Annotated in this window: 18 protein-coding genes; 6 read left to right on the plus strand and 12 right to left on the minus strand. The window is 71.8% G+C overall.

Annotated features, from left to right (window positions below; all coding sequences use genetic code 11):
- Nucleotides 1-8: 8 nt before the first annotated feature.
- From ACFPZJ_RS19490 to ACFPZJ_RS19535, 10 genes are all read right to left on the minus strand, one after another.
- Nucleotides 9-3914 (minus strand): glycoside hydrolase family 2 TIM barrel-domain containing protein, encoded by a 3906-nt coding sequence (locus tag ACFPZJ_RS19490; RefSeq protein WP_381022975.1) that lies wholly within the window; start codon nt 3912-3914, stop codon nt 9-11.
- 237 nt (nt 3915-4151) lie between these two features.
- Nucleotides 4152-4985, minus strand: coding sequence for an alpha/beta fold hydrolase (locus ACFPZJ_RS19495; RefSeq protein WP_381022977.1), 834 nt, complete (start codon nt 4983-4985; stop codon nt 4152-4154).
- A 160-nt stretch (nt 4986-5145) separates the two neighbouring features.
- Nucleotides 5146-5661 carry an O-acetyl-ADP-ribose deacetylase gene (locus tag ACFPZJ_RS19500; protein ID WP_381022980.1) on the minus strand — a complete coding sequence of 172 codons (516 nt, stop codon included), beginning with the start codon at nt 5659-5661 and terminating at the stop codon, nt 5146-5148.
- On the minus strand, nt 5658-7067 hold the full coding sequence (locus ACFPZJ_RS19505; RefSeq protein WP_381022983.1) for a phytoene desaturase family protein: 1410 nt from the start codon (nt 7065-7067) through the stop codon (nt 5658-5660). Before ACFPZJ_RS19505 ends, ACFPZJ_RS19500 begins: the two co-directional genes overlap by 4 nt.
- A gap of 496 nt (nt 7068-7563) precedes the next feature.
- Nucleotides 7564-8424: an inositol monophosphatase family protein gene (locus tag ACFPZJ_RS19510; RefSeq protein WP_381022985.1), complete on the minus strand. Its 861-nt coding sequence runs from the start codon at nt 8422-8424 to the stop codon at nt 7564-7566.
- 99 nt (nt 8425-8523) lie between these two features.
- On the minus strand, nt 8524-10311 hold the full coding sequence (locus ACFPZJ_RS19515; protein ID WP_381023463.1) for a gamma-glutamyltransferase family protein: 1788 nt from the start codon (nt 10309-10311) through the stop codon (nt 8524-8526).
- Nucleotides 10312-10620: 309 nt separating this feature from the next.
- Nucleotides 10621-11790 (minus strand): LLM class flavin-dependent oxidoreductase, encoded by a 1170-nt coding sequence (locus tag ACFPZJ_RS19520; protein ID WP_381022987.1) that lies wholly within the window; start codon nt 11788-11790, stop codon nt 10621-10623.
- 156 nt (nt 11791-11946) lie between these two features.
- A complete protein-coding gene (locus ACFPZJ_RS19525) occupies nt 11947-12552 on the minus strand; it encodes an ATP/GTP-binding protein (RefSeq protein WP_381022990.1) in 606 nt (201 codons plus the stop codon).
- A 135-nt stretch (nt 12553-12687) separates the two neighbouring features.
- A complete protein-coding gene (locus ACFPZJ_RS19530) occupies nt 12688-13389 on the minus strand; it encodes an AAA family ATPase (RefSeq protein ID WP_381022993.1) in 702 nt (233 codons plus the stop codon).
- A 375-nt stretch (nt 13390-13764) separates the two neighbouring features.
- Nucleotides 13765-14766, minus strand: a complete 1002-nt coding sequence (locus ACFPZJ_RS19535; protein ID WP_381022996.1) for a ScbA/BarX family gamma-butyrolactone biosynthesis protein — start codon at nt 14764-14766, stop codon at nt 13765-13767.
- 113 nt (nt 14767-14879) lie between these two features.
- Between ACFPZJ_RS19535 and ACFPZJ_RS19540 the strand changes: the two genes are divergently transcribed.
- From ACFPZJ_RS19540 to ACFPZJ_RS19550, 3 genes are all read left to right on the plus strand, one after another.
- Entirely contained in the window at nt 14880-15521 is a 642-nt protein-coding gene (locus tag ACFPZJ_RS19540; protein WP_381022999.1) for a ScbR family autoregulator-binding transcription factor, read from the plus strand.
- Nucleotides 15518-16420 (plus strand): NAD(P)H-binding protein, encoded by a 903-nt coding sequence (locus ACFPZJ_RS19545; protein WP_381023002.1) that lies wholly within the window; start codon nt 15518-15520, stop codon nt 16418-16420. Before ACFPZJ_RS19540 ends, ACFPZJ_RS19545 begins: the two co-directional genes overlap by 4 nt.
- Before the next feature lie 82 nt (nt 16421-16502).
- On the plus strand, nt 16503-17258 hold the full coding sequence (locus ACFPZJ_RS19550) for an SDR family NAD(P)-dependent oxidoreductase (RefSeq protein ID WP_381023005.1): 756 nt from the start codon (nt 16503-16505) through the stop codon (nt 17256-17258).
- A 32-nt stretch (nt 17259-17290) separates the two neighbouring features.
- Here the strand turns inward: ACFPZJ_RS19550 and ACFPZJ_RS19555 are convergent, their stop codons facing one another.
- A complete protein-coding gene (locus ACFPZJ_RS19555; protein ID WP_381023008.1) occupies nt 17291-17905 on the minus strand; it encodes a ScbR family autoregulator-binding transcription factor in 615 nt (204 codons plus the stop codon).
- A 955-nt stretch (nt 17906-18860) separates the two neighbouring features.
- Between ACFPZJ_RS19555 and ACFPZJ_RS19560 the strand changes: the two genes are divergently transcribed.
- Entirely contained in the window at nt 18861-19790 is a 930-nt protein-coding gene (locus ACFPZJ_RS19560; protein ID WP_381023010.1) for a helix-turn-helix transcriptional regulator, read from the plus strand.
- Between the two features lie 102 nt (nt 19791-19892).
- Here ACFPZJ_RS19560 and ACFPZJ_RS19565 read toward each other — a convergent pair whose 3' ends face one another.
- Nucleotides 19893-20315, minus strand: a complete 423-nt coding sequence (locus ACFPZJ_RS19565) for a MarR family winged helix-turn-helix transcriptional regulator (protein ID WP_381023013.1) — start codon at nt 20313-20315, stop codon at nt 19893-19895.
- Nucleotides 20316-20558: 243 nt separating this feature from the next.
- Between ACFPZJ_RS19565 and ACFPZJ_RS19570 the strand changes: the two genes are divergently transcribed.
- Both ACFPZJ_RS19570 and ACFPZJ_RS19575 read left to right on the plus strand, forming a co-directional pair.
- Nucleotides 20559-22004: an MFS transporter gene (locus ACFPZJ_RS19570; RefSeq protein ID WP_381023016.1), complete on the plus strand. Its 1446-nt coding sequence runs from the start codon at nt 20559-20561 to the stop codon at nt 22002-22004.
- 286 nt (nt 22005-22290) lie between these two features.
- A complete protein-coding gene (locus tag ACFPZJ_RS19575) occupies nt 22291-23145 on the plus strand; it encodes an MBL fold metallo-hydrolase (protein ID WP_381023018.1) in 855 nt (284 codons plus the stop codon).
- Nucleotides 23146-23225: the final 80 nt, after the last annotated feature.

Here is a 23225-nt window from a genome sequence, read left to right on the forward strand (position 1 = left end):
GGATCCGCCTACTCCGTGGCCGTCGGCCGGCGTGACAGCGCCGTCGCCCGGTCCACGTCGGTCAGCGGACGCAGCCGGTAGGTGTACGTGTAGTCGCGGTTGGCGAACAGCTTGTACTCGTCATGGGTGTGCGCACCCCAGCTGTTGTCGCCGCCCACGCCCATCTGCCGGTGGTTCACGCGCAGGACGACCTCGTCGCGCGGGGTGAGCTGGTAGTCGTGACGGACCCCGGACGACAGGTCCTCCGGGGTGAAGTACGACGCGTTGATCTCCAGCAGCGGTTCGCCGGAGACCAGCAGGCCGACGCCGTCGCGGTCGGTCAGGGCGGCCCAGCGGACGTCGGTCTTGTTGCCGTTCTCCTGCGGCCGGATGTAGGGCGTCCACTGTTCGGCGACGGTCCCGGAGTACAGGCCCACGTCGGTGCCGTTGTTGCGGTCCCAGTGGTTCTCCTCCGGGCCGCGGCCGTAGAAGTGCAGCCGGTCCAGGCGGCGCGGCAGGAACAGCAGGGTGCCGACCTCGGGGATGTACGGCAGGTTGGACGCGCCCGGGTGCAGCGTGTTCTCGACCTTGATCTCGCCGTTGCCGAAGACCGTGTAGGTGACGCTGTACGTCGACTCCGTGCTGGTGGGCAGCGTGCCGCCGACCTTGATCTCCACGGCCCGGTCACCCAGCGGGCTCACACGCACGTCCGTGACCTCGCGGCGGGCGCCGGCGTCGCGCCAGGTCTGGTTGCGGGTGTGCTGGCCGTTGCCCTTGTCGTTGTCGGTGGGCGCCCGCCAGAAGTTCGGCACCGGCCCGGAGCTGAACAGGGTCCTGCCCGCGACCTCGTACGAGGTGATGGTGCCGCTGCTCTTGTCGACGGTGACGGAGAAGCCCCGTCCGGTGACGGTGACGGCCGTGTCGCGGTCCTCGTGGCGCAGCGCGGGGACGCTGTCCAGCGGCACGGGGGTCACGGCCGGGCTGCCCGCGTCGAGCGGGAGCTGCTGCCCGGCCACCTCGAAGCCAGGCTTCGCCCACGCGGTGGTTTCCCTGGTCGTGAAGGACAGGTTCAGGAAGTACTCGGTGCCGGGCGCCGGACGTGCCGGCAGCTTCACGGGCACCGTGATGTCCTTGCTGGTCAGCGGGGCGACGTTCAGCTGGTCGCGGGTGAGTTTTCCGCGCTGGACGACCTTGCCGTCGGCGACCAGGGACCACCTTCCGTCGAACTCACGGAGGTTGGTGAACAGGTACTCGTTGGTGAGGGTGACAGCGCCGGGTCCGCCCGAGGCGGGGGCGGCGTTGATCGCCTGGTAGATCCGCTTGACCTCGGCGGCCTTGCCCGTGTGGCCGCGGTCGGCGGTGACGATGCCGTCCGCGACGAAGTTGCCGTCGTTGGGGTTGTCGGCCCAGTCGCCGCCGTACGCGAAGAAGGTCCTCTCCTCGGGCCGCTTCTCGGTGAACCCGACGGTGGCCGCGTCGAACCAGAACCGGACGCCGTCGTCGCCGGGGCCGCGGCCGTCGGAGGCCAGTTCGGCGGCGGTCAGGGCGCGGGCGTAGACGCGGGCCCGGCGGAGGGTGCCGCTGAACTCGCGGGTCCAGTTGTCGGCGTCGGTGGCGAGCGCGAGGGGCGCGGTGGTGCTGCCGGGCCGCCGGGTGGTGGTCCGGGTGGCTTGCACGGCTCCGTCGACGTACAGGGTCAGGGTGCCCGCGTCCGCGTCGAAGACGCCCGCGACGTGGTGCTCGCGGCCGGTCCAGTCCGCCGGCAGCGCCCAGCTCGCGGTGACCCACTGACCGCCGCCGTGGATGAAGAACTCCAGGGTCTTGTTGGTCTGCTTCAGGGCGTACTGGGTGTCGCCCTTGGCGATGATGGGCTGGTGATAGCCCGTCACGTGCGGGGTGACCCAGGCCTCCAGGGTGAGCGAGCCGGTGAGGTCCAGGCGCGCGTCGCGGGCGAAGACGGTGCCGCCGGTCAGGCCCTTGGCGCGGTCGAAGGTGCCGCCGGGGGCGAGGATCTCGCCGCGCAGCCCGCCGGGCCCGGACTCGGTGAACACCTTGCGCGTCGGGGTCGGCCAGCTCAGGGCCTGGTCGGCGAAGTCCCAGATCCAGCCGCCCTGGAGGACGTCGTAGCGACGGACCAGGTCCCAGTACTTCTTGAAGTTGCCGTTGGAGTTCCCCATCGCGTGGGAGTACTCGATCATCACATACGGCCGGGTGTCGCTCGTGTCCTTGGCGCGGGCCTCGACGCGTGAGGGGCTGTCGTACATCTCGGAGCGGATGTCGCTGATGCCCGGGCGGTCGTCGCCCTCGTACTGGATGACACGGGTGGGGTCGTACGAACGGATCCAGTCGTACATGGCGTTGAAGGTGGTGCCACCGCCCGCCTCGTTGCCGAGCGACCAGATGACCACCGAGGCGTGGTTCTTGTCGCGGTGCACCATGTTCTGGGCGCGCGCCACGCACGCCTCGGTCCAGTCGGCGTGGTTGCCCGGGTACTCGCCCCGGATGCCGTGCGTCTCGACGTTGGCCTCGTCGACGAGGTACAGGCCGTACTCGTCGGCGAGTTCGTACCAGAGCGGGTTGTTCGGGTAGTGCGAGGTGCGGACGGAGTTCATGTTCATCCGCTTGATGACCTTGATGTCCTCGACCAGGTCGGCGCGGGTGAGCGCCATACCGCGGTCGGGGTGCATCTCGTGGCGGTTGGTGCCGCGGAAGGAGACCGGCTTGCCGTTGATGCGCATCAGGCCGCCCTTGAGCGCGAACTCGCGGAAGCCGACGCGGTGCGAGAGCGTCTCGATCACCTTTCCGGCGGGGTCGCGCAGCCGCAGGACGGCGGTGTAGAGGTGGGGATGCTCGGCCGACCACAGGCGCGGCGAGGGCACGGCCTTGGACGCCTGTACGGTCCTCTCCTCGCCGGCCGGGACGTCGGCGGCCTGCTGCAGCGGCCGGGGCCAGACGGGGTGCCCGTCGGAGTCGTACAGCATGGTGTCGACGGTGTACCGGCCGCCGCTGCCGCCGTCGTAGTCGCGGACGCTCGCGGTGACGTGGAGCTCCGCGGCCGAGTAGTCGTCGCTGAGCGGGGTGTCCAGCTTGAAGTCGCGCAGGTGCACGGAGGGCGTGGAGTACAGGTAGACCGAGCGGAAGATGCCGCTCAGCCGGATCATGTCCTGGTCCTCCAGCCAGTCGCCGTCGGAGTAGCGGTACACCTCGACCGCGATCTGGTTGGTGCCGGGCTTCAGGTGCTCGGTGATGTCGTACTCGGCGGGCGTGAAGGAGTCTTCGTGGTAGCCCACGAGTTCGCCGTTGATCCACACGTAGTGCGCGGACTTGACGCCCTCGAAGTGCAGGAAGGTCCGCCGGCCCGTCCAGCCGCGCGGGACGGTGAAGGTGCGGCGGTACTGGCCCACGGGGTTGTAGCGGGTCGGCGCGGCGGGGGGCTGCGGTTCCTCGCCCAGGCCGTTGGGGCCCCAGTACGGGTAGGTGATGTTGACGTAGATCGGGAAGTCGTAGCCGTGCAGCTGCCACACGGAGGGGACCGGGATGGTGTCCCAGTCGGAGTCGTCGACGTCGGTGCGGTAGAAGTCGGTGTCCCGGTCGTCGGGGCGGTCCGCGTAGGCGAACTTCCACTTCCCGTCCAGGCTCAGCCGGTACGGGGTGCGGGTGCGGTCGGCGGCCAGGGCCTGTCTGACGTCCGCGTACGGCATCAGGGTGGTGTGCGGGGGTTCGGTGCCCACCCGGAAGGTGGCGATGGCGCCGTTCCACTCCGGGGATGCGTCCGCCGCCGCGCGCCGGCCGGCCGCGTGCGCCGCGGCGGGCGAGGCGGACAGCGCGAGCGCGCCGAGCACGGCGGCCGATCCCTCCAGCAGACGACGGCGGCTGACGACCGGCCGTTCGGGACGGACGGGCCGGTCGTCGGATGACACGTGCGGGTGCGGCATACCGTGGCCTTCCTCGGTTCGACAGGACGCTGCACGGACTGAGGGCACGTCAGGTGGTAGCCGCAACAGACCGTCGCGCACGGGGTGTTGCTGTCGGGGCGGATCACAACGGATGGTGACGGAGGCAACTGCTGAGCCAGCCACACCCTAGAACTCGAACACAACCGAAGCAATGACCCCGTGGGAGTTTGTGCGTTCCTGATGGTTCGACAAGCGGCCGACGGACCTTCCGGGGTGTCAGCTCTCAGCGAGGAAGGCGAGCAGCGCGCTCGTCAGCTGCGCGGGGGCGTCGAGCGGGACGAGGTGACCGGCCTCCGGGACGGGCCTGAACCGGGCGCCGGGGATCAGGCCGGCGAGCTCCTCTCCCTTGGAGTTCGGGATCCAGGTGTCCTCGGTGCCCCAGCACACGGTGACCGGCAGGTCGAGCGTGGGATACAACGGCTGGATCTCGTCGGTGTGGCGCTGGTCGGCCTGCGCGATCTGCCGGTAGAAGGCGGACTGGCCCGACGCACCCGTCCACGGCCGGACCAGGGCGTCCAGGACGGCGGGGCGTAGACCGGCGTGGCTCGCCGATGTGACGTACTCCTGCACCAGCGCCCGGTGCAGCGGCCCCGGCAACTGCTCGAAGACATGGCTGTGCCCGGCGGCCAGCCGGAAGAAGGGGGAACCACAGGGCGCCAGCGCCACCGCGTCCACCAGCGCGAGCCGGCGGTAGCGGGCCCCGTGCAGCAGGTGGGCGCGCAGCGCCACGCACCCGCCGAAGTCGTGGGCGACGACGGACGGTTCCGCCAGGCCCCAGTGCGCCAGCAGCTCGGCGAACACCTCGCCCTGCGCGCGCAGCGAGACGTCCTGGCCCGGGGCCATGTCGGAGGTGCCGTACCCGGCCATGTCCCAGACGAGGACGCTGCGCCCGGAGGCGGCGAGCGCGGGGGCGACCTCGTGCCACACGTACGACGAGAAGGACGTGCCGTGCAGCAGCACGACCGGCTCGTCGCGCGGATCGCCGAGCCGGCCCCAGCGGACGGTTTCCGACGCGGTGGACAGACTCTCCCGCAACTCCCAGTCGGCCAAGGCCGGACTTGCTCTCGTGCTCGCTGCTCGGGCTCGCGTGTTCGCGTGCCGCGGGTCTGCATCCCGGGCTGCCGCGTTGGGCGCCTGCCCCAGAACGGGCGTCGTACACGGTGAGCCGGGCCCCTGTGGACGGGCTCCGGACGGTCAAGTCCGGGGCGTGTCAGCGCAGTTGTTCCGCGAAAGCCTCGTAGGCCCGCTCGTCGAAGAGGACGAACCTGACCTCGTCGACCGTCGTGTGCGCGTCCCGTACCGTCTGGACGGCGATGCGCGCGCCGTCGTCCATCGGCCAGCCGTAGACGCCCGTGGAGATCGCGGGGAACGCGACCGTCCTGGCGCCCAGTTCGTCGGCGACCCGCAGGGAGGACCGGTAGCAGGACGCCAGCAGGTGCGAGCGGTCCTCGCTCTCGCTGTGGACGGGGCCGACGGTGTGGATCACCCAGCGGGCGTCCAGGTCGCCCGCGGTGGTGGCGACGGCCTCGCCGGTGGGCAGGCCCTTGCCGTAGTGCGAGGCACGGAGCTTGCGGCACTCGTCGAGGATCGCGGGGCCGCCCCGGCGGTGGATCGCCCCGTCGACGCCTCCCCCGCCGAGCAGCGAGGAGTTGGCCGCGTTGACGATGGCGTCGACGGACTGCCGGGTGATGTCGCCTCGCACAAGCTTGATCGTCGGCGTGGTCATGTCTGCCTCAGCCTCCTCCAGACGGCCTTGGCCGCGTTGTGTCCCGACATGCCGTGCACGCCGGGGCCCGGCGGGGTGGCCGAGGAGCAGATGAAGACGGCGGGGTGCGGGGTGGCGTACGGGGACAGGGACAGTTTGGGCCGCAGCAGGAGCTGGAGCCCGGCTACCGCGCCGGAGGCGATGTCACCGCCGACGTAGTTGGCGTTGCGGGCGGCGAGTTCGGGCGGTCCGGCGGTGGCACGGGCCAGGACGCGGTCGCGGAAACCCGGGGCGTAGCGCTCCAGTTGGTGTTCGACGGCGTCGGTGAGGTCGCCGGTCCAGCCGCTCGGAACGTGGCCGTACGCCCAGAAGACGTGCTGGCCGGCCGGGGCCCGGGTGGCGTCGACGACACTGGGCTGCACGGTGATCAGGAACGGCCTGTCGGGCGCCCGGCCCTCACGGGAGGCCGCGTGCAGCGCGCTGCCGATCTCCGCCTTGCTCGCGCCGATCTGCACGGTGCCGGCGACGCGGGCCTCCCTCGCGGTCCACGGCACCGGGCCGTCCAGCGCGTAGTCGATCTTGAAGACGCCGGGGCCGTAGCGGTAGCGGTCGTAGTAGCCGCCGAAGCCCGCGATGCGGGCCAGGGCGGTGGGTGAGGTGTCGAAGACGTACGCGCGCGCGGGCGGCAGATCGTCCAGCCGCTTGACCTCGTAGCCGGTGTGGACGCTGCCGCCGAGGTCCTGGAGGTAGGACGTCAGGGCGTCGGAGATGGCCTGGGAGCCGCCGCGGGCGACGGGCCAGCCGCGGGCGTGCGCGGCGAGGGCGAAGACCAGGCCGATCGCGCCGGTGGCGAAGCCGCCGAGCGGGGCCATGACGTGGGCGACGAGCCCGGCGAACAGGGTCTTGGCCTTCTCGTCGCGGAAGCGGCGCATCAGCCATGTCGACGGGGGCAGCCCGGCCAGGCCGAACCGGGCGAGGGTGACCGGGTCGCGGGGCAGCGCGGTGAGCGGCAGGGACATGAAGTCGCGGACCAGGGTGTCCCAGCGGTGCAGGAAGGGTTCGACGAGCCTGCGGTACGCGCCCGCGTCCCGGGGGCCGAAGGAGGCGGCCGTCTCGCCGACCGAACGGGACAGCACGGCCGCGGTGCCGTCCGGGAAGGGATGCGCCATCGGCAGCTCGGCGTGCAGCCACTCCAGGCCGTGGCGCTCCAGGGGCAGGGCACGGAACGCGGGTGAGTTGATGCCGAGCGGGTGGGCGGCGGAGCACGGGTCGTGGCGGAAGCCGGGCAGCGTGAGCTCTTCCGTGCGGGCGCCCCCGCCCACGGTGTCACGGGCCTCGAAGACCGCGACGGAGAAGCCGCGGCGGGCCAGCTCCACGGCAGCGGTCAGTCCGTTCGGCCCCGCACCCACCACGACCGCATCGAGCATCGACGGCACCTTCGGACCCCTTCGTCAGCCGATGGCCACTGAGGATCAGGATATGCCGGAGGGCTGACAACGTCCGGCGGAGGGGCGGGCGCAGGACTGGTCCGGGCGCGGGCGCAGGACGGGGGCGGGCATAGGCGGGGGCGGGGCGGCCGGATGCTGCCGGGGCGGGGGTCGCGTGGGGGGGCGGGGCGTCCTCCGGACCGGACGGTGGCAGGACGGGAGACCGATGAACGGCGGGGCGACCTCCGGACGGAGGCGGGACGGGAGACCGATGAACGGCGGGGCGACCTCCGGACGGAGGCGGGACGGGAGACCGATGAACGGCGGGGCGACCTCCGGACGGAGGCGGGGATGACCCGGTGGGTGGCGGGACGGAGGCCGGTGAGTGGCGGGACGGAGGCCGGTGAGTGGCGGGACGGGGCCCGGGTACGTGCGAGTGACTCCGGCCGTCGAGCGGGCCTCTCCCCACCCGGGCACCACGTCCCGCCCCGCGCTGTCACTCGGTCGCGTGCGGTACCGAGCTCGCCAGAAGGCCCGCCACCCGTCGGGCCGTGGCCGCGTCGCGGGCCGTGGTGAACGGCAGGGCGTTGCCGCCGGTGATGCGGAACGGCTCTCCCGTGCGGGTCAGGTGGGCCCCGCCGGCCTCCTCGACGAGGAGCAGGCCCGCCGCGTGATCCCAAGCCGCTTCCCAGGAGAAGGCCGTGGCGTCCATCTCGCCGCGCGCGACGGCGAGGTACTCCAGGCCGGCCGAGCCGCAGGAGCGGGGCGCCACGCCCTGGGTGCGCAGGCCGAGCAGGGCGCGCTTCTGCTCGTCCGTCGTGTAGTCCGGGTGGGAGGTCGCCACGCGCAGGTCCCGGCCGGGTTCCGGCGCGCCGGAGCGCAGGCGTTCACCGTCGAGGAAGGCACCCTGGCCCCGTACGGCGGTGGCGAGTTGGTCGCGGGCGGATGCGTACGTCCAGGAGGCGAGCAGGACGCCGCCCTGCGCCAGGGCGACGAGAGTGCAGAACCCGGAGTCTCCGTGCACGAACTGCCGTGTGCCGTCGACCGGGTCGACGATCCAGACCGGCTCGGCGCCCCGGATCGCCTCGTACGACACCGGATTGGCGTGCACCGCCTCCTCGCCGACGACGACCGAGCCGGGCAGCAGCGCGGTGAGTGCCTCCGTGAGGTACAGCTCGGCCTTGCGGTCCGCGTCCGTCACCAGGTCGTGCGGCCCGGCCTTCTGCTCGACCTCGTCCGCGGCGAGCTGCCGCCAGCGCGGCATGATCTCCTGGGCGGCGGCCTTGCGGATGGCCTCCTCCACGTCGGAGGCGTGTCGGGCGAGAAACTCGTCGATGGTTTCGCTGTCTTCGATCATGTCTCCATGAGAGCACGCGCCACTGACAATCCCCACCCGGCCGGTGCACTCCGGGTGGAATCGGGATGAAGAAGGTACCTGGGCGTACGTCAGCGTGCGTCAGCGTCCGACCGCGTACCCCTGCATGCCGCGCGGGTTCGCCGCCGCGGAGAGGATGCCCGTCCCGGGGTCCCGGGCGACCGCGCACAGCCGCCCCTCGGACCAGGGGCCGCCGACCGTCACGTCGTGACCGCGGCGCCGCAGCTCGGCGACGACCGCCGGGTCCGTGCGGGACTCGACGGTGACGCTCCCGGGACGCATGCCGCGCGGGTAGAAGGAACCGGGGAAGCTGTCGTTGTGCCAGTTCGGGGCGTCGATGGCGCCCTGGAGGTCAAAGCCGCCGCGGACCGGTGCGCGCAGCGCGAGCGCCAGGAAGAAGTGCAGCTGCCACTGGTCCTGCTGGTCCCCGCCGGGTGTGCCGAAGGCCAGGACCGGGCGGCCCTCGCGCAGGGCGAGGGAGGGCGTGAGGGTCGTACGGGGGCGGCGGCCCGGTGTCAGGGAGTTCGGCAGGCCCTCCTCCAGCCAGGTCATCTGGAGCCGGGTGCCGAGCGGGAAGCCCAGTTCGGGCACGACCGGGTTGGACTGCAGCCAGCCGCCGCTGGGCGTGGCGGCGATCATGTTGCCCCAGCGGTCGACGACGTCGAGGTGGCAGGTGTCGCCACGGGTGGTGCCGTCGGCGGCGACCTCCGGTTCGCCCGGCACCGGGGAGGCCGGGCTCTTGGCGACGGTCGGCTCACCGATGCCCAGGGCTGCGGGGCCCGCCGGGGCGGTGCCCGCCACGCGCGCGTGCGCGCACAGCCGCGGGGTGCGTCCGCCGGGGCTGCCGGGCCGGAGCTCGCGCGAGGCCGTGTCGCCGACGAGCGCGCGGCGGGCGGCGTTGTACTCGGGCGACAGCAGGTCGTCGAGCGGCACGCCGGCCGCGTCGCCGTACCAGGCCTCCCGGTCGGCCATGGCGAGCTTGCAGCCCTCGATCAGCAGGTGGACGTAGTCGGCGGAGCCGTACGGGGGCAGTTCGTCCGGGAGCAGCGCGAGCTGCTGGAGGAGGACCGGGCCCTGGCTCCAGGGCCCGGCCTTGCACAGGGTCCAGCCGTTCCAGTCGTACGTCACCGGCGTCTCGTACGTCGCCGACCAGGCGGCGAGGTCGGCGGCCGTCAGCGTGCCGGTGTGGCGCTCGCCGCTGGTGTCCATGGTGGGGCGCCGCGCCTGGCGTACGAGGGCCTCGGCGATGAAGCCGGTGCGCCACACCTGCCGCGCGGCCTCGATCTGCGCCTCCCGGTCCCCCGCCCCGGCGGTCTCGGCGAGCAGCCGCTTCCAGGTGGCGGCGAGCGTGGGGTTGCGGAAGAGCTCGCCGGGACGCGGGGGCCGCCCGCCGGGCAGGTAGACCTCCGCCGAGGAGGTCCATTCCGTCTCGAACAGCTCGCGCACGGTCTCCACGGTCTCGCCGACGCGCTCCACGGGCGCGTGCCCGTGTTCGGCGTATCCGACGGCGTACTTCAGGACGTCCGCGAGGGACTTGGTGCCGTGGTCGCGCAGCAGGAGCATCCACGCGTCGAACGCGCCGGGGACGGCGGCGGCGAGCGGCCCGGTGCCGGGTACGAGATCCAGGCCGAGGTCCCGGTAGTGCGCCACCGTGGCCCCGGCCGGTGCGACGCCCTGCCCGCAGAGCACCCGCACCTCGCCGTCCGCCGGGGCGAGCAGGATCGGTACCTCGCCGGCCGGACCGTTGAGGTGCGGTTCGACGACGTGCAGCACGAACGCACCCGCCACGGCGGCGTCGTACGCGTTGCCGCCGTCCTCCAGCACGGCCATGGCCGACTGGGAGGCCAGCCAGTGGGTAGAGGACACCATGCCGAAGGTGCCGGAAAGGGTGGGTCGGGTGGTGAACCGCACTTCTCACCTCGCTGTGTACGCCCGCCAGTCGGTCCGATCGGCGCCCTGGTACCGCCCTGGATCCGCATCCCCCCGGGGACGGTCCGGGACGGTCGCCGCCGCCGGTGGCCCGCCACCTGGGCGGCCGGGCTCGGCTCCCGTTCACCTGATCGGTCTGCAGCCTAACGATCGGACGGTGACCGCGCCCGAACGCGGTCGGAGCCCGCGCTCGGGCGCGGGCTCCGACGGTGGGGGGATCGTGACGGGCCGGGCGGAGGTACGGTCGGGTCAGTGCGCCTGGAGCCCGGCCTGCTGTGCCTCACGCGCGGCCCGTGCGCGCTGGGCCTCCGTGTGCGGGAAGATGTGGCGGTTGTCGACGCTCCACTGGATGGACTCGTCCCCGCGGGCGGTGGTGCCGGAGAAGCGCGGCGCCACCTGCTCGGCGAGCAGGGCGTAGCTGCGCTTCGTCTTCTCGAAAGACGCCCAGTTCATGGCGTAGACGAGGAACGTGCCGAAGCCGCCGGTCTGTTCCTGCAGGCGCTCGATCGCGGAGACGGCGTCCTCGGGGGATCCGACGATGGCCAGACCCTGCTCGACGCCCGCCTCCAGTTCCCGCGAGGAGGCGACCCCCTCCATGCTGGCGGCGACGTCGAAGCCGGCGGCCTTGCCCCAGTAGCCCCAGAGCCACTCGGAGAAGCCCTCCCGTACATCCCGGTACGCCTCCTCGCGGGTCTCGGCGATGTACAGCGGGACCACGACCCGCCAGGTGCGACGGTCCATCGTGGTGCCGTGCTCCTCGGCGGACTCCTCGGCGTACCGCCACTGCTGAGCCAGGTCGACGGCCGGCAGTCCGGGCGGCGGAGCGCCCCAGGACACCAGGCTCAGGCCGAACTGGCCCGCGACCTTCGGGCTGTTGGGCGTGCCGATGCTCGATATCGCCATCTCGATGCCCGGCTTGCTGTAGCGCGGCAGCTGCATCTTGGCGTCCTGGAGCACGAACCAGTCGGTCTTGGCGCTCACCCGCTCCTCGCCGTTGACCAGCTGCTGCACGGCCGGAATGGCCTCACTGGCCATCCGCTTCAGCTCGTCCTGCTCCACCCCGAACATGTGGGAGTCGTTGGGGGTGGCGCCGGGGCCGACGCCGAGGATGTAGCGGCCCCGGGTGAGGTGGTCGAGCATCAGGGCGCGGGTCGCGACGTTGAAGGGGTGGTGGAAGGGCAGCGGGACCACACCGTTGGCCAGCTTGATCTGCCGGGTCCGCTCGGCCGCGGCCGCGATCATGGTCTCCGGGGCGCCGATCGTCGGCCAGGCCAGGGAGTGGTGTTCGCCGAACCAGCACTCGTCGTAGTTCAGCTCGTCCAGGTGCTCCACGAGCTGGAGGTCGCGCCGGATGGTCAGGTGCGGGTCCTGGCCCGGGGCGTGCAGGGGGGAGAGGAACACTCCGATTCCGCTGTGCACAGTGGTCTCCTTGCCTGAGGCGGGACTGCGGTTGACGAAAGGACGGGGACGGGGCGGGGACGGGGGGAACGGAAGGAAGGGCGATTCAGCGACGGGGGGACTTCAGGACGGACCGGAGCATCCGGCGCCGGGTGCGCGGCGCCGGATGGGCGGCGGTCATGATCCCTGGCGCACGCCCGGAATGCTCAGCACCTGCTCGATGCGCTCCTCCAGGGTTCCCTTCACGATGTGCACCGGAATGTCGAGCGACTCGACCGTGTCGAGCATCAGCTGGTCGGACAGCGTCCGGAAATGCTCGCTGATCGGATCGTGGCCCTCCGGCAGCGGAAATTCCACGGGGCAGTGGACGAAGACGTCGTAGGTGACGCGGGCGTGTTCCTTCGCCAGCAGGGCGAGCTGGTCCACGACCTCCTCGAACACCCGGGTGCGGGGCGCGCGGACCGCGTCCTGGAGGGTCACCGACGGTTCCGGGTGCCGGCCCACGGCGAGCCGGACCTTGCTGTACACCCACTCGTGGAGCACCGAACCGTCGGACAGGAAACCCTCCTGGAGTCGGGCCTCGTCGACGGCGCGCTCCGTGAAGCGTCGCACCGCGAGCTGGATCAGTTCCGGCTCGTTGGTCTCCTCCAGCGCCTTGCGGGCACCGCCGGCCGGGTCGCGCATGGCGCTCCCGTGGACCCGCTCCAGGCCGAGTTTCTTCGACAGCTCGGTGGTGAGTGTCGTCTTGCCGTTTCCGTAGGCGCCTACGAAAGCGATCCTCACGTTTCCCTCTCCGTTTCTCTGTGACGGCGTGAATCCGGTTGTCCGCGGTGCCGTGAACCCGGTTCTCTGCGACGCCGTGAATCCGGTTCTCTGTGGCGCCGGAACCCGGTGTTCCTCGCGATGCGACGAGATCGCTCAGGCCGCGTCGGCCAGGCGCTCCAGCTCATTGCGCGTGTCGATCTTGGCGTACTCCTCCTCGGCCCGGGCGATGGCCTCCTCGATGCTCATCACGGGCCGGAATCCGAAGATGTCGGTGATCTTCGCAAGCCGCTCGGGAATCGTGCCGCCGACGATGTGCACCGGGATCTCCAGCTCCTCCAGGGTCTTGAGCAGCAGTTCCTCGGCGAGCACACGGAACCGCTCGTTCACCGGCCGGTGGCCGTCCTCGACGATCGGGAACTCGATGGGCAGGTGAACGAACGCGTCGTAGTTCTTCTTGGTGTGCTGCTTCGCCGGAATGGCTATCTGCTTCATGACTTCGGCGTAGAACCGGACCTCGTCGGTCATCTCGACGTTGTCCAGGTCCACGGATTCGTTCGGGTTGATGCCGACCTTGACGCGGACGGTGGCGTAGGACCACTCGTGGAGCGCGGAGCCGTCCGAGATGTAGCCGTTGGGAAGGTGGCTCTCGGCGACCGCCCGACCCTGAATCCGCCGGGTGATCAGCATGATGAGCTCGGCGCCGTTGCACTCCTCCAGGGTCTTACCGGGGAGCGAGATGGGGAGGAGTTCCCGCATGGTCGGGGCAGAGGTGCGCGGGATTCCCGTGAGGTGCGAAAGCGCCATGCTGGTGATCGTCTTACCGACGGAGTAGGTGCCGGAAATGGACAGGTTCATTTCTGCTCCTCTTGGGGTCCGTGACGGGTGAGTCATGGCGACGTGCCGGGAATTCCCATCGCCCGACCCATGACGGAATCATGGCAACCGCCGCCGGGGGGACCCAGACTCCAAACTCAACAGCGTCGCCGAACCCATCACCACAGACACGCTTGGCGTCACCAACACGTCGGCGGGAGGCGCCAGGTGACGAAAACACGGAGCGGGGTCCCGGCGCACGCCGGGACCCCGCAGGGAAAAGAACACATCCGTGGAGAACGTCGGTGGAGAACGTCGCTGCGGAAGTGCCGCGAGCCAAAGGGGTCGGACGATCAGGCGACGTCAGGCGTTTCAGGCGTTCTGCACCAGGCCATCACGCCATCGGACATCAGGCCGTCACGCCACGATCTGGTACTGCCGCGCCCGCACGGCGGACTGGTCGCCGCGGTCGACGCTGGTGACCACGGCGGTGAAGACGGTACGGCCGTCCTGGAGTCCGTCGACCCGCTGGCGCCGGCGCCCCCACTCGTCGACCTCGGGCTCGTCCGCGACGATGGCGCAGGGCAGGTCGAACTCGACGTAGCGGTGGAACGAAGTGTCGAACGCGATCGGGACGGTGTCCCGGGGCGCCGCGGCCCGGGCGGCCTGGCTCACCGCCTCCAGCAGGACCATGCCGGGTACGTGGTCGTGGGGGTGGTCGAAGAGCACGGGGTGGGTGGTGTCGGTGCGCAGCAGCCATCGCCGCGGTGCGCCGGTCGCGCCCTGCGCGGGGTCGGCGGGGTCGGCGGTGAGCACCACGTCGCGCGGGTCGGTACGACCCACCAGCGCGGGATCGATCGCGGGTCCGGGCGGCAGGGAGCGGGCGAAGGCCTCGCGGGCGTCGGCGTACGGGCCGCGCAGCCGGTCGTAGAGTGCCGGCGGGTAGGCGGTGTAGCGCACCTCGGCGGTGCCCAGGGGCATGCCGTCGCGGGTGGCCCGCACCCGCGCGGTCAGCCGGACCAGGCCCGACTTGCGGCGCTCCACATCCTCGTGGTGGATCGTCAGGTCAACGGTGGCCGGTTCCGTGCCGATCGACATGGCGTCCGGCCGCACCGTGCTGGTCAGCGTCTCCCAGCCCATCCGGTGACCCATCGGTACCCCGAGGCCGAGGTGGCAGGTCACGGCCAGCGACTGCCGGACGCTCTCGGCGAAGAGCAGGAGGCCGTAGTCGGGGTGCGGACCAGGGGTGTAGAACGCGTGCCGGCACGGCCAGCGCACCGTCACGGCGTCGGTGTGCTCCCCCTCCGGGTGCCAGTCCGTGACCAGCACTTCCGTGAGGTCGACCTTGCCCGCGTACCGCTTGGGGTCGGGGGCGGGGAAAGAAAGATCGACAATTCTTCGCGTGGTGCCCGGAGCCATCCGATTCCTCCGAAAGTGTCGACGCGATGGTTGCCGTGACCCATCCAGGGTCACGGGCGCCACGACCGGTAAGATAGAGAATATTATTTTTTTTGTCGAGGGAAGGAGCCCTCATGGCCGAGGTGCAGGGCAAACGGCAGGTCAAGCAGGAGCGAGCGGTCCGTACGCGGGCCGTCATCGCCCGTGCGGCCGCCGAGGTGTTCGCCGAGTGCGGCTTCTCCGGCGCGAGCGTCACCAAGATCACGCAGCGGGCCGGACTGACCCTCGGGGCGATGTACTTCCACTTCGAGGGCAAGGAGGCCCTCGCCCGCGAGATCGTGCGCGGCCAGCCGGAGCGCGTGGCGCCGCCGCAGCCCTCCGAGGGGCTTCAGCGTGCGATCGACATCACATTGACCTGGGCGCACCAACTCCTTGAGGATCCCTACCTGTTGGCTGGCGCTCGTCTTGTCATGGAACAGGACCTGTTCATCAGCCCCGCGGAGAACTCGCACCAGCAGTGGACACAGGTGTTGGCCCAAGACCTCGCCGTCGGCCGGCGTGAGCGCGAGATCCGCGCGAACGTCGACGTCAACTCGGTGGCACGGCTGGTCGTCAACGCGTGTACCGGCGCACAGATGCATGCCCACCTGGAGAGCGGTCGTCAGGACCTGCCCCAGCGAGTGAGGGAGATGTGGAACGTGCTGTTGCCATCGATCGCCACGCCGAGCGCCATGAAGAAGATCGTCCTCGACGACTCGCGCGGGAAGCCCGCGTGACGACGCGCGGGGCACTGCCCGTGGAATCCGCCGACTCCCCCCGGCCCCCGGTCGTCGTCACCGGTGCCACCGGCGCCGTGGGCCGCCATGTCGCCCGCCTGCTCGCCGAGTCGGCGCCGGCGCGGCACACCCTGGTGGTGCGGGACCCGGACAAAGCCGCCGCGCTCGGACTGCCCGGCCCGGTGGTGCGGGCCGACTACCGGGACCGCGGCCGGCTGCGCGAGTTGTTCGAGGGGGCCGACGCGGTGTTCGTCGTGACGGCGGACCCGCGACGGCCCGAGGACGACGAGAACATCGTGACCGCCGCCCGCGCGGCCGGGGTGCGCCATGCCGTGAAGCTCTCCTGGCTCGGCGTCACGGACCCGGGCGCGGACGACCTGGTCGCCCGCTGGAACCGGCGCAGCGAGGAGCTGCTGCGGGCGAGCGGCCTGTCCTGGACGGTGCTGCGCATCCGTACGCCGATGTCGAACGCGCTGGCCTGGGCCCCGTCGATCCGTACGGACGGCGTCGTGCGGGCCTTCGGCGGAGCGGCGCGTACGGCCTGTGTGGATCCCCGGGACGTCGCCGAGGTCGCGGTGCGGGCGCTCACGGAACCGGAACACGCCTCACGAGCCTACGCGCTGACGGGGCCTCAGGCGGTGTCGCCGCGTGAGCAGGTCGACGTACTCGCCGGACTCCTCGGCCGGACCCTGAAGTTCGAGGAGCTCACGGCGGACGAGGCCCGTGCGCGCTGGAGTCGACGCTACGGGGACCGGATCGCCGACGCCCTGCTGGAGGGGGCCCGGCGACGCGCCGGGGGCGCGGCGGAACAGGTCGACACGACCTTGGGGGAACTGCTCGGCAGGCCGCCCACGGGCTTCGCCCGATGGGCCGCCGACCATGCCGGGTTCTTCGGCTGAGCCACGCCCGGCCCAACGGGGGCCTGGACGGCCTGTGCCACGACCAGCAGGGGAATCGGGATCAAGTGGGAGGGGACGCACGGTGCTGAAGGGCAAGACCGTCATGATCACGGGGGCGTCGAGCGGAATCGGCGCCGCCACCGCCCGGTACGCCGCCGCCCAGGGTGCGGCGGTGGTGCTGATGGCACGCCGCAAGGACAAGCTGGAGAACCTGGCCGAGGAGATCACCGCCGCGGGGGGACGGGCGCTGCCCTGCCCGGGGGACGTGACCTCGGACGAGGACGTCCGCAGAGTGGTCGACAGAGCCGTCGACTCCTTCGGTTCCCTGGACGCCGCGTTCAACAACGCGGGATGGGGAACCGCGGGCACCCGGCTGCACGAGCTGCCCGACGACGTCTACGACCGGATCATGGACGTCAACGTACGGGGCGGGTGGAACTGCCTGCGTCACCAGATACCGGCCATGCTGGCCGCCGGGAGCGGTGGCTCCATCGTCAACACGTCCAGTACGGCGGGGCAGTTCGCCACCGGCGCGGTGGCGCCCTACGTCGCCGCCAAGCACGCGGTGATCGGTCTGACGAGGGCGGCCGCCGCCGAGTACGGCGACCGGGGGGTGCGGGTCAACGCCCTGGTGGTAGGCACCACGCGCACGGAGCTCATGGAGGAGGTCGTCCGGCGGTTCCCCGAGGTGGAGACCCACGGGGTGGCCCGTGCGATCCAGCGGCGCATGGCCGACCCCCTGGAGATCGCGCAGGCCGCGGCCTGGCTGCTGAGCGACCAGTCGTCCTTCGTCACCGGCGCGGCGGTTCCGGTGGACGGCGGCTGCAGCGCGGTCTGACCACCCGGCCGGCCCGGCAGGGCCACGGACGCTCAGCGCGCCGCGCCCCGCGTCCGTGGCCCGAGCTGCGCCGGGTCGGCCACCCCGGCCAGCACCAGGTCCCAGACCGCGCCGAGTGTGTGCCGATGCTCGGGGCAGCCGCCGTCCGGCCGTGCCGCCTCCTCCAGACCGGACACCAGGTAGTGCGTCAGCAGGGCCATGACCTGGGGGTCGACGCCGGGGCGCAGCTCGCGCTCCTTGCTCGCCTGCTCCAGCAGCTCGCGCACGCGGGGCAGCCAGCAGTCGTGCCAGTCCCCCTGGTCCAGGGTCCGCTCCCGGGTGAGGCGGCCGGCCGCCCGTACGGTGGCCTCCTCGTGCAGCAGCCGGGCCAGGACGTGGGTGATGGCGATGACCTGCTGGAGCCGGCGGCCGTCCCCGTCGTGCGCACGGGCCACCGCCGTGCGGGTGAGGGCGGAACCGTGGGCGTGCACGGCCTCGGCGAGCGCGAGCTTGGTGGGGAAGTGAAAGGTCAGCGCCCCCATGGTGACCCCGGCCGCCGCGCTGATGCGCTGGAGTGACGTGCCGCCGTATCCGTACAGCGAGAACTCCGCCGCGGCCGCCTGGAGCAGACGCTGCCGCGTCCGCTCGGCCCGCTCCTGAGTGACCATGGCTACCGGCCTCCGCACGTTCGATGGACTGCCCCTGGGTGGGTGGAGGGACGGGCCGGGCGCACGGCGGACCGGTGGAACTGCCGTACGGGCCGCGGCGGCTCGGACCGGCCCGCGCCCTGGCTCTGCGCGCCCGGGCGGCCCGAGGGCCGTCCGCGGCCTGCGAGTTGAGATGACAACGTGCCTTTCCCAGGTGGTGGAGCAGCTTCGTCGGGACGGGCGCGGACACACCGCTGAACCCGCCAAACAAAGATAGCGTTCACTATCATTTAGCGGCGGATGACCTTCCGCGCAACCCCGGCGCAGGTCACGCCACGAGTTCGGCGTGAATCGGACGGCGGATCACCGCCGCGAACCGAGCGGAGGCGGGAGGGCCGGGGCCTCGGCCCGGCGTGCGCGGGTGGCGGTGCGGGCACCACCGTGCGCGGACGGCGGCCGACGGCACCACCGTGCACGAGCGGCGGCCGACGGCACCACCGCGCGGACAGTGGCGACGCCGCACTCCCACCGGTGAGGGTGCGCGGGGCACGAGCGACACCGAAGCCCGGGCCGGACAAGCGGTGCGATCCCCGCCCGCAGCCCCCCCTTGCCACCCCTTCGCCGAGGAGGGAGCCATAGGGACCCTCACGCGCGCGCGGCGGGAGTCCGGGAACCGTGGCGTCGACGGCAGGCCCCGGAAGGCCCCCGGCGAGGAGCCGTTCACACCGTCCGCCACCTGGGAGAACAGCCCGGGAACACCCGACGCCCGGCGCCCCGGGGCGACCCGTTCACCTGGCCCCGGAAGGTTAACCTTCGGTAAAAAAACATAGCGAGCGCTCTCTTCTCTCCAGAAAAAAAATATCGTTCTCTATGATGTTGGGAGCGCCGCACACGCAGGGGGCGCCAGCGTTGACCACGGAGGGGGTTTGCCACGATGACTGGTCCTGGATCTCCGGCATCTGGCGTAGCGTTGACAGTGATCGACCGTGAGCGCCGGGACGCGGACGCCACCACCCGCCAGCGGACCGCCTCGGCCCTGGCCGCCACCAAACCGGCCGACCTGAAGTTCGCCGAACTCGGCAGCTTCCTCGCCGCCCGCCGCGCCGAAGTCACCCCGGAACAGGTCGGGTTGCCCGGCGGCGGTTCACGCCGGCTGACCGGGCTGCGGCGCGAGGAGGTGGCGATGCTGGCCGGCATCGGAGCGTCCTGGTACGCGTGGATCGAACAGGGGCGGGCCAAGAACGTCTCCCCCGAGATCCTCGGGGCCATCGCCCACGTCCTGCAGCTGGACGAGGCGCAGTGCCTGTACGTGATGCGGCTCGCGGGCTACGCGGCACCGCGCCGGCCGAGAGCCGCCGCCGAGAGCGACCAGCGGCTCCACAGGTCCATCGTGGCCGGCTATCTGCCCAACCCGGCGTACTTCATCGACCGTTACTGGGACATCACGGCGGCCAACAGCACCGCCGTGCGGTTGCTGGGCATCGACGAACCGCATCCGAACTACCTGGAGATGCTGTTCCTCGACCGGCGCGCCCGTGACCGGTTCCCGATGTGGGAGCGCGACGCGGCCGAGGCCGTGGCCCGCTTCCGTTCCCAGAGCGGCGAGTTCCTGGGCGATCCCCGGCTCGCCGCCCTGGTCGGTTATCTACGCGAGTGCAGCCCGGTCTTCGCCGACCTGTGGGAGCGCCACCGCATCAGCGACGGGTCGAGCACCAGCCAGGTGCTGCGCCATCCCGAGCTGGGACAGGTCGCGTTCACCCAGGTCGGCCTGGATCTCGCGGTCCGGCCCGGAATGCAACTGGTCCTGCTCAGCCCGCAGTCGGGCGGCACGGCCGACCGGATCGCCCACTGGGCCCGGGAGGCCGAGCCGGCCCTGGCCGCCGCCGGTCTCCGGGCCTCGGCCTGACGCCCGATGCCGAACCCGACCCCGATGGCGCTCCCGATGCTGACTTCGAAGCCGGTGCCGCTCCCGATGCCGCACCCAGTGCCGATCCCGCTGGCGGTCCCCTCAGCCGGTGGCCCGCGCCAGCAGGTCCCGCAGGTTCACCTGCTCCTCCTCGGTGAGCCTGCCGATCGGCGAGTCGATGCGCAGATGCCTGATGACCTCCTTGCGCAAGGCGGCCCCTTCTGGGGTGAGGTGCAGCAACTTGGCGCGCCGGTCGGTCGGATGCGGCCGTCGCTCCAGCAGGCCCATGGCCTCCAGACGGTCGGCGACGAACGTCGCGTTCGACGCCTCGCAGTGCATCCGCTGGGCCAGCTCCCGCAGGGTGCGCGGCTCGGGCAACTCCCGCAGGGCGACGGCCTGGGCCGAGGTCAGGCCCAGCTTGTCGGACACCTGCCGGGTGTGGCGGTCGATCGCCTGCGCCAGGGCGTTGACCAGGCTGCACACGTCGCTGTCTGCGATACGGCCGGATGAAGTGGACTGCGCCATGCAGCCATCGTACCCGGCCGCCGTCGCAGACAATCCGATCAGTTTCTACGAGTTCACACTATTCGAGGTCGACCCACCCTTGCGGAGCGCCTCGGCCACGCCCTATGGTCTGGGCACATAGTTCGAACTATTAGTATCCGAGCTAGAACGGCTGCTCGGTCGCCGGGTGCGCGGGTCGACGCCCGGGGCGAGCGCTCCTCATCCCCAACCTTCCGCTCCATCCAGAGAGGTACGGAGAGAGTCATGACTTCGTCGGGTTCCGCACGCCACAAGGGGTTAGTCCTGGCGGCGCTGGCGCTGGCGCAGCTGATCATCGCCCTGGACTACAGCATCGTCTTCGTCGCCCTGCCCGACATCGGCAGCGGCGTCGGCTTCTCGGACCAGCAACTGCAGTGGGTGATCGGCGCGTACGCCGTCGCGTTCGGTGGTTTCCTGCTGCTCGGCGGGCGCATGTCCGACCTGCTGGGCAGGCGCCGGATGTTCCTGACCGGCCTCGCGCTGTACGCGATCGCCTCCGTCATCGGCGGTCTTGCCACCACACCCGGCGTCCTGGTGGCCGCCCGCGCGGTGCAGGGCATCGGCGGCGCGTTCCTCGCGCCGGCCACCCTGTCCCTGCTCACCACCACCTTCGAGGAGGGCTCCGAGCGCAACCGCGCCCTCGGCGTCTGGGGGGCGACCGGCAGCAGCGGCATGGTCGTCGGATCGCTGCTCGGCGGCGTCCTGACCCAGGCGTTCGGATGGGCCGCGGTCTTCTACGTCAACGTCCCGCTCGCCGTCGGCGTGGGACTGCTCGGACTGCGCGCCATCCCCGCCGACCAGCCGGTCGAGCGCCGGCAGGGCTTCGACCTGCCCGGCGGCATCACGATCACCGGCGGTGCGCTGCTGCTGGTGTTCGGACTCGTCCAGGGGCCGGAGAGCGGCTGGACCGCGCCGGTCATCCTGCTGAGCTTCGTGGCCGCGGTGGCCCTGATCGCCGCCTTCGTCGTCATCGAGTCGCGCAGCGCCGACCCGCTGGTGCCGCTGCGGGTCTTCTCGTACAACAGCCTGCGCCTGGGCTCCATGATCACGTTCATGTTCATGGCGACGTTCGGCGCCAGCGCGTACTTCATCACGCTCGCGCTGCAGACCGTGCGCGGCTGGAGCGCCCTGGCCACCGGCCTGGCCTTCATCCTCCCGTGCGCCTGCATCCTGGTCGGCTCCATGATCGGCGGCAAGCTCGCCACCGCCATCGGTGTCCGCAGCACCCTGATCCTCGGTCTGGTCGTCGGCGCCATCGGTACGGCGGTGTTCGCCGCCTTCCTGGGCAACGGCTCGACGTACGCGCAGATGGCCCCCGGCATCGTGATCTTCAGCCTCGCGCAGGGCGTGATCTGGACGGCCATGTTCTCCGCGGCGACCGCGGGCATCGAGGAGCGGCTGCAGGGACTGGCGTCCGGCCTGGCCACCAGCGGCCAGCAGGTCGGCGCCGCGGTCGGTCTCGCCGTCCTGGTCGCCGTCTCCAACGCGGTGACGGGCTCCGACCCCGCCCCGGCCGAGCTCTCCGAGGGGCTCCAGGCGGCGACGTACACCTCGGCCGCACTGATCCTGCTTACCGTCGGCCTGGCCCTGGGACTGCGCAAGCCGCGTGCCGCGGACGTGCCCGAGACGGTCCCGGTCGAGGCTCCCGTCCGGGCCAACGAGACCGTCTGAGTCCACGGCCCGGGGACCGGACCCCCGTCGGCCCCCGGGGCTTCCCTCGCCCCGCGCCGCGGGGCCGTGAGGCGCAACGCCGGTGCGGCGCACCGGGGTTGCGCCTCACGCCGGTTTCGGTGTCGCGTCTCCCCGGTGCCGTGCCCGTGCCGGACACCGACGCGGGCCGGAGCCCCGTCTCCTGGCGCCGCCCACCCCTCCCCCACACGCCGACGGCTCTCCAAAGCCGCCGTCCGCGCGCCCGACGGCGGTGCGTGGACCCTGAGTTCACCAAGACAGGAGCACCATGACGCCAGCCACGGGGCCCAACGCCGCCCCGTCGCCCGTGCTGCCGTCCCTGCGGCTGGGCGAGCACACCGTCACCGTCGTCCCGGACGGCTCGGTCCAGCTGCACCCGCTGCGGTGGCTGCCCGGCTCGACCGCCGCCGACTGGGCGGGCGACAACGCCGGCCTCCTCGACGGGCAGGGCTTCATCGAGGCGCCCATCGCCGCCCTGCTCGTGGAGTACGGCGACCGGGCCCTGCTCGTCGACAGCGGATTCGGACCGCACGACATCGCCGCCGAGGACACCATCGACACGATCGGGGCGCTACGCGGCGGAGGACTGCCGGCCGCCCTCGCCCGGCTGGGCCGCAGCCCCGCCGACATCGACACCGTGGCCTTCACGCATCTGCACGACGACCACGTCGGCTGGGCCTTCCGCGCCGGACCGCCCGGCGAACTCCCCTTCGCCGAGGCCGCCTTCGTGGCGTCCGGCGACGAGTGGGCCGCCTGGTCGATGCCGGAGGGCTTCGCGCCGCGCACCCGGACGGTACGCACCGGGGAGGAGGTCTTCCCCGGCGTCACCGCGTGGGTCACCCCCGGGCACACACGCGGCCACACCTCGTACGTGCTCTCGGCCGGCGGACGGCGGCTGATCGCCTTCGGCGACGTCTTCCACACCGCCGCCCAGTTGGCCCGCCCCGACTGGCAGGTGTCGATGGACGCCCTGCCGGAGGACGCGGTGCGCACCCGGCGGGCGATGCTGACGGAACTGGCGCGGCCGGACACCGTCGCCTTCGCCAACCACTTCGGACAGGGGCAGCTGGGCCGGCTGACCACGACGGATGACGGGCCCCGCTGGACGAGCCTGCCGGATTAGAAAATTCCACGACAAAAAAGCGGGTCCGGAACTGGAATTTCCAGTTCCGGACCCGCTTTTCCTTTCCTGGATTTCCCCCC

It is taken from the genome of Streptomyces bullii (genome assembly GCF_042657145.1).
Classification (GTDB): Bacteria; Actinomycetota; Actinomycetes; order Streptomycetales; family Streptomycetaceae; genus Streptomyces; species Streptomyces bullii.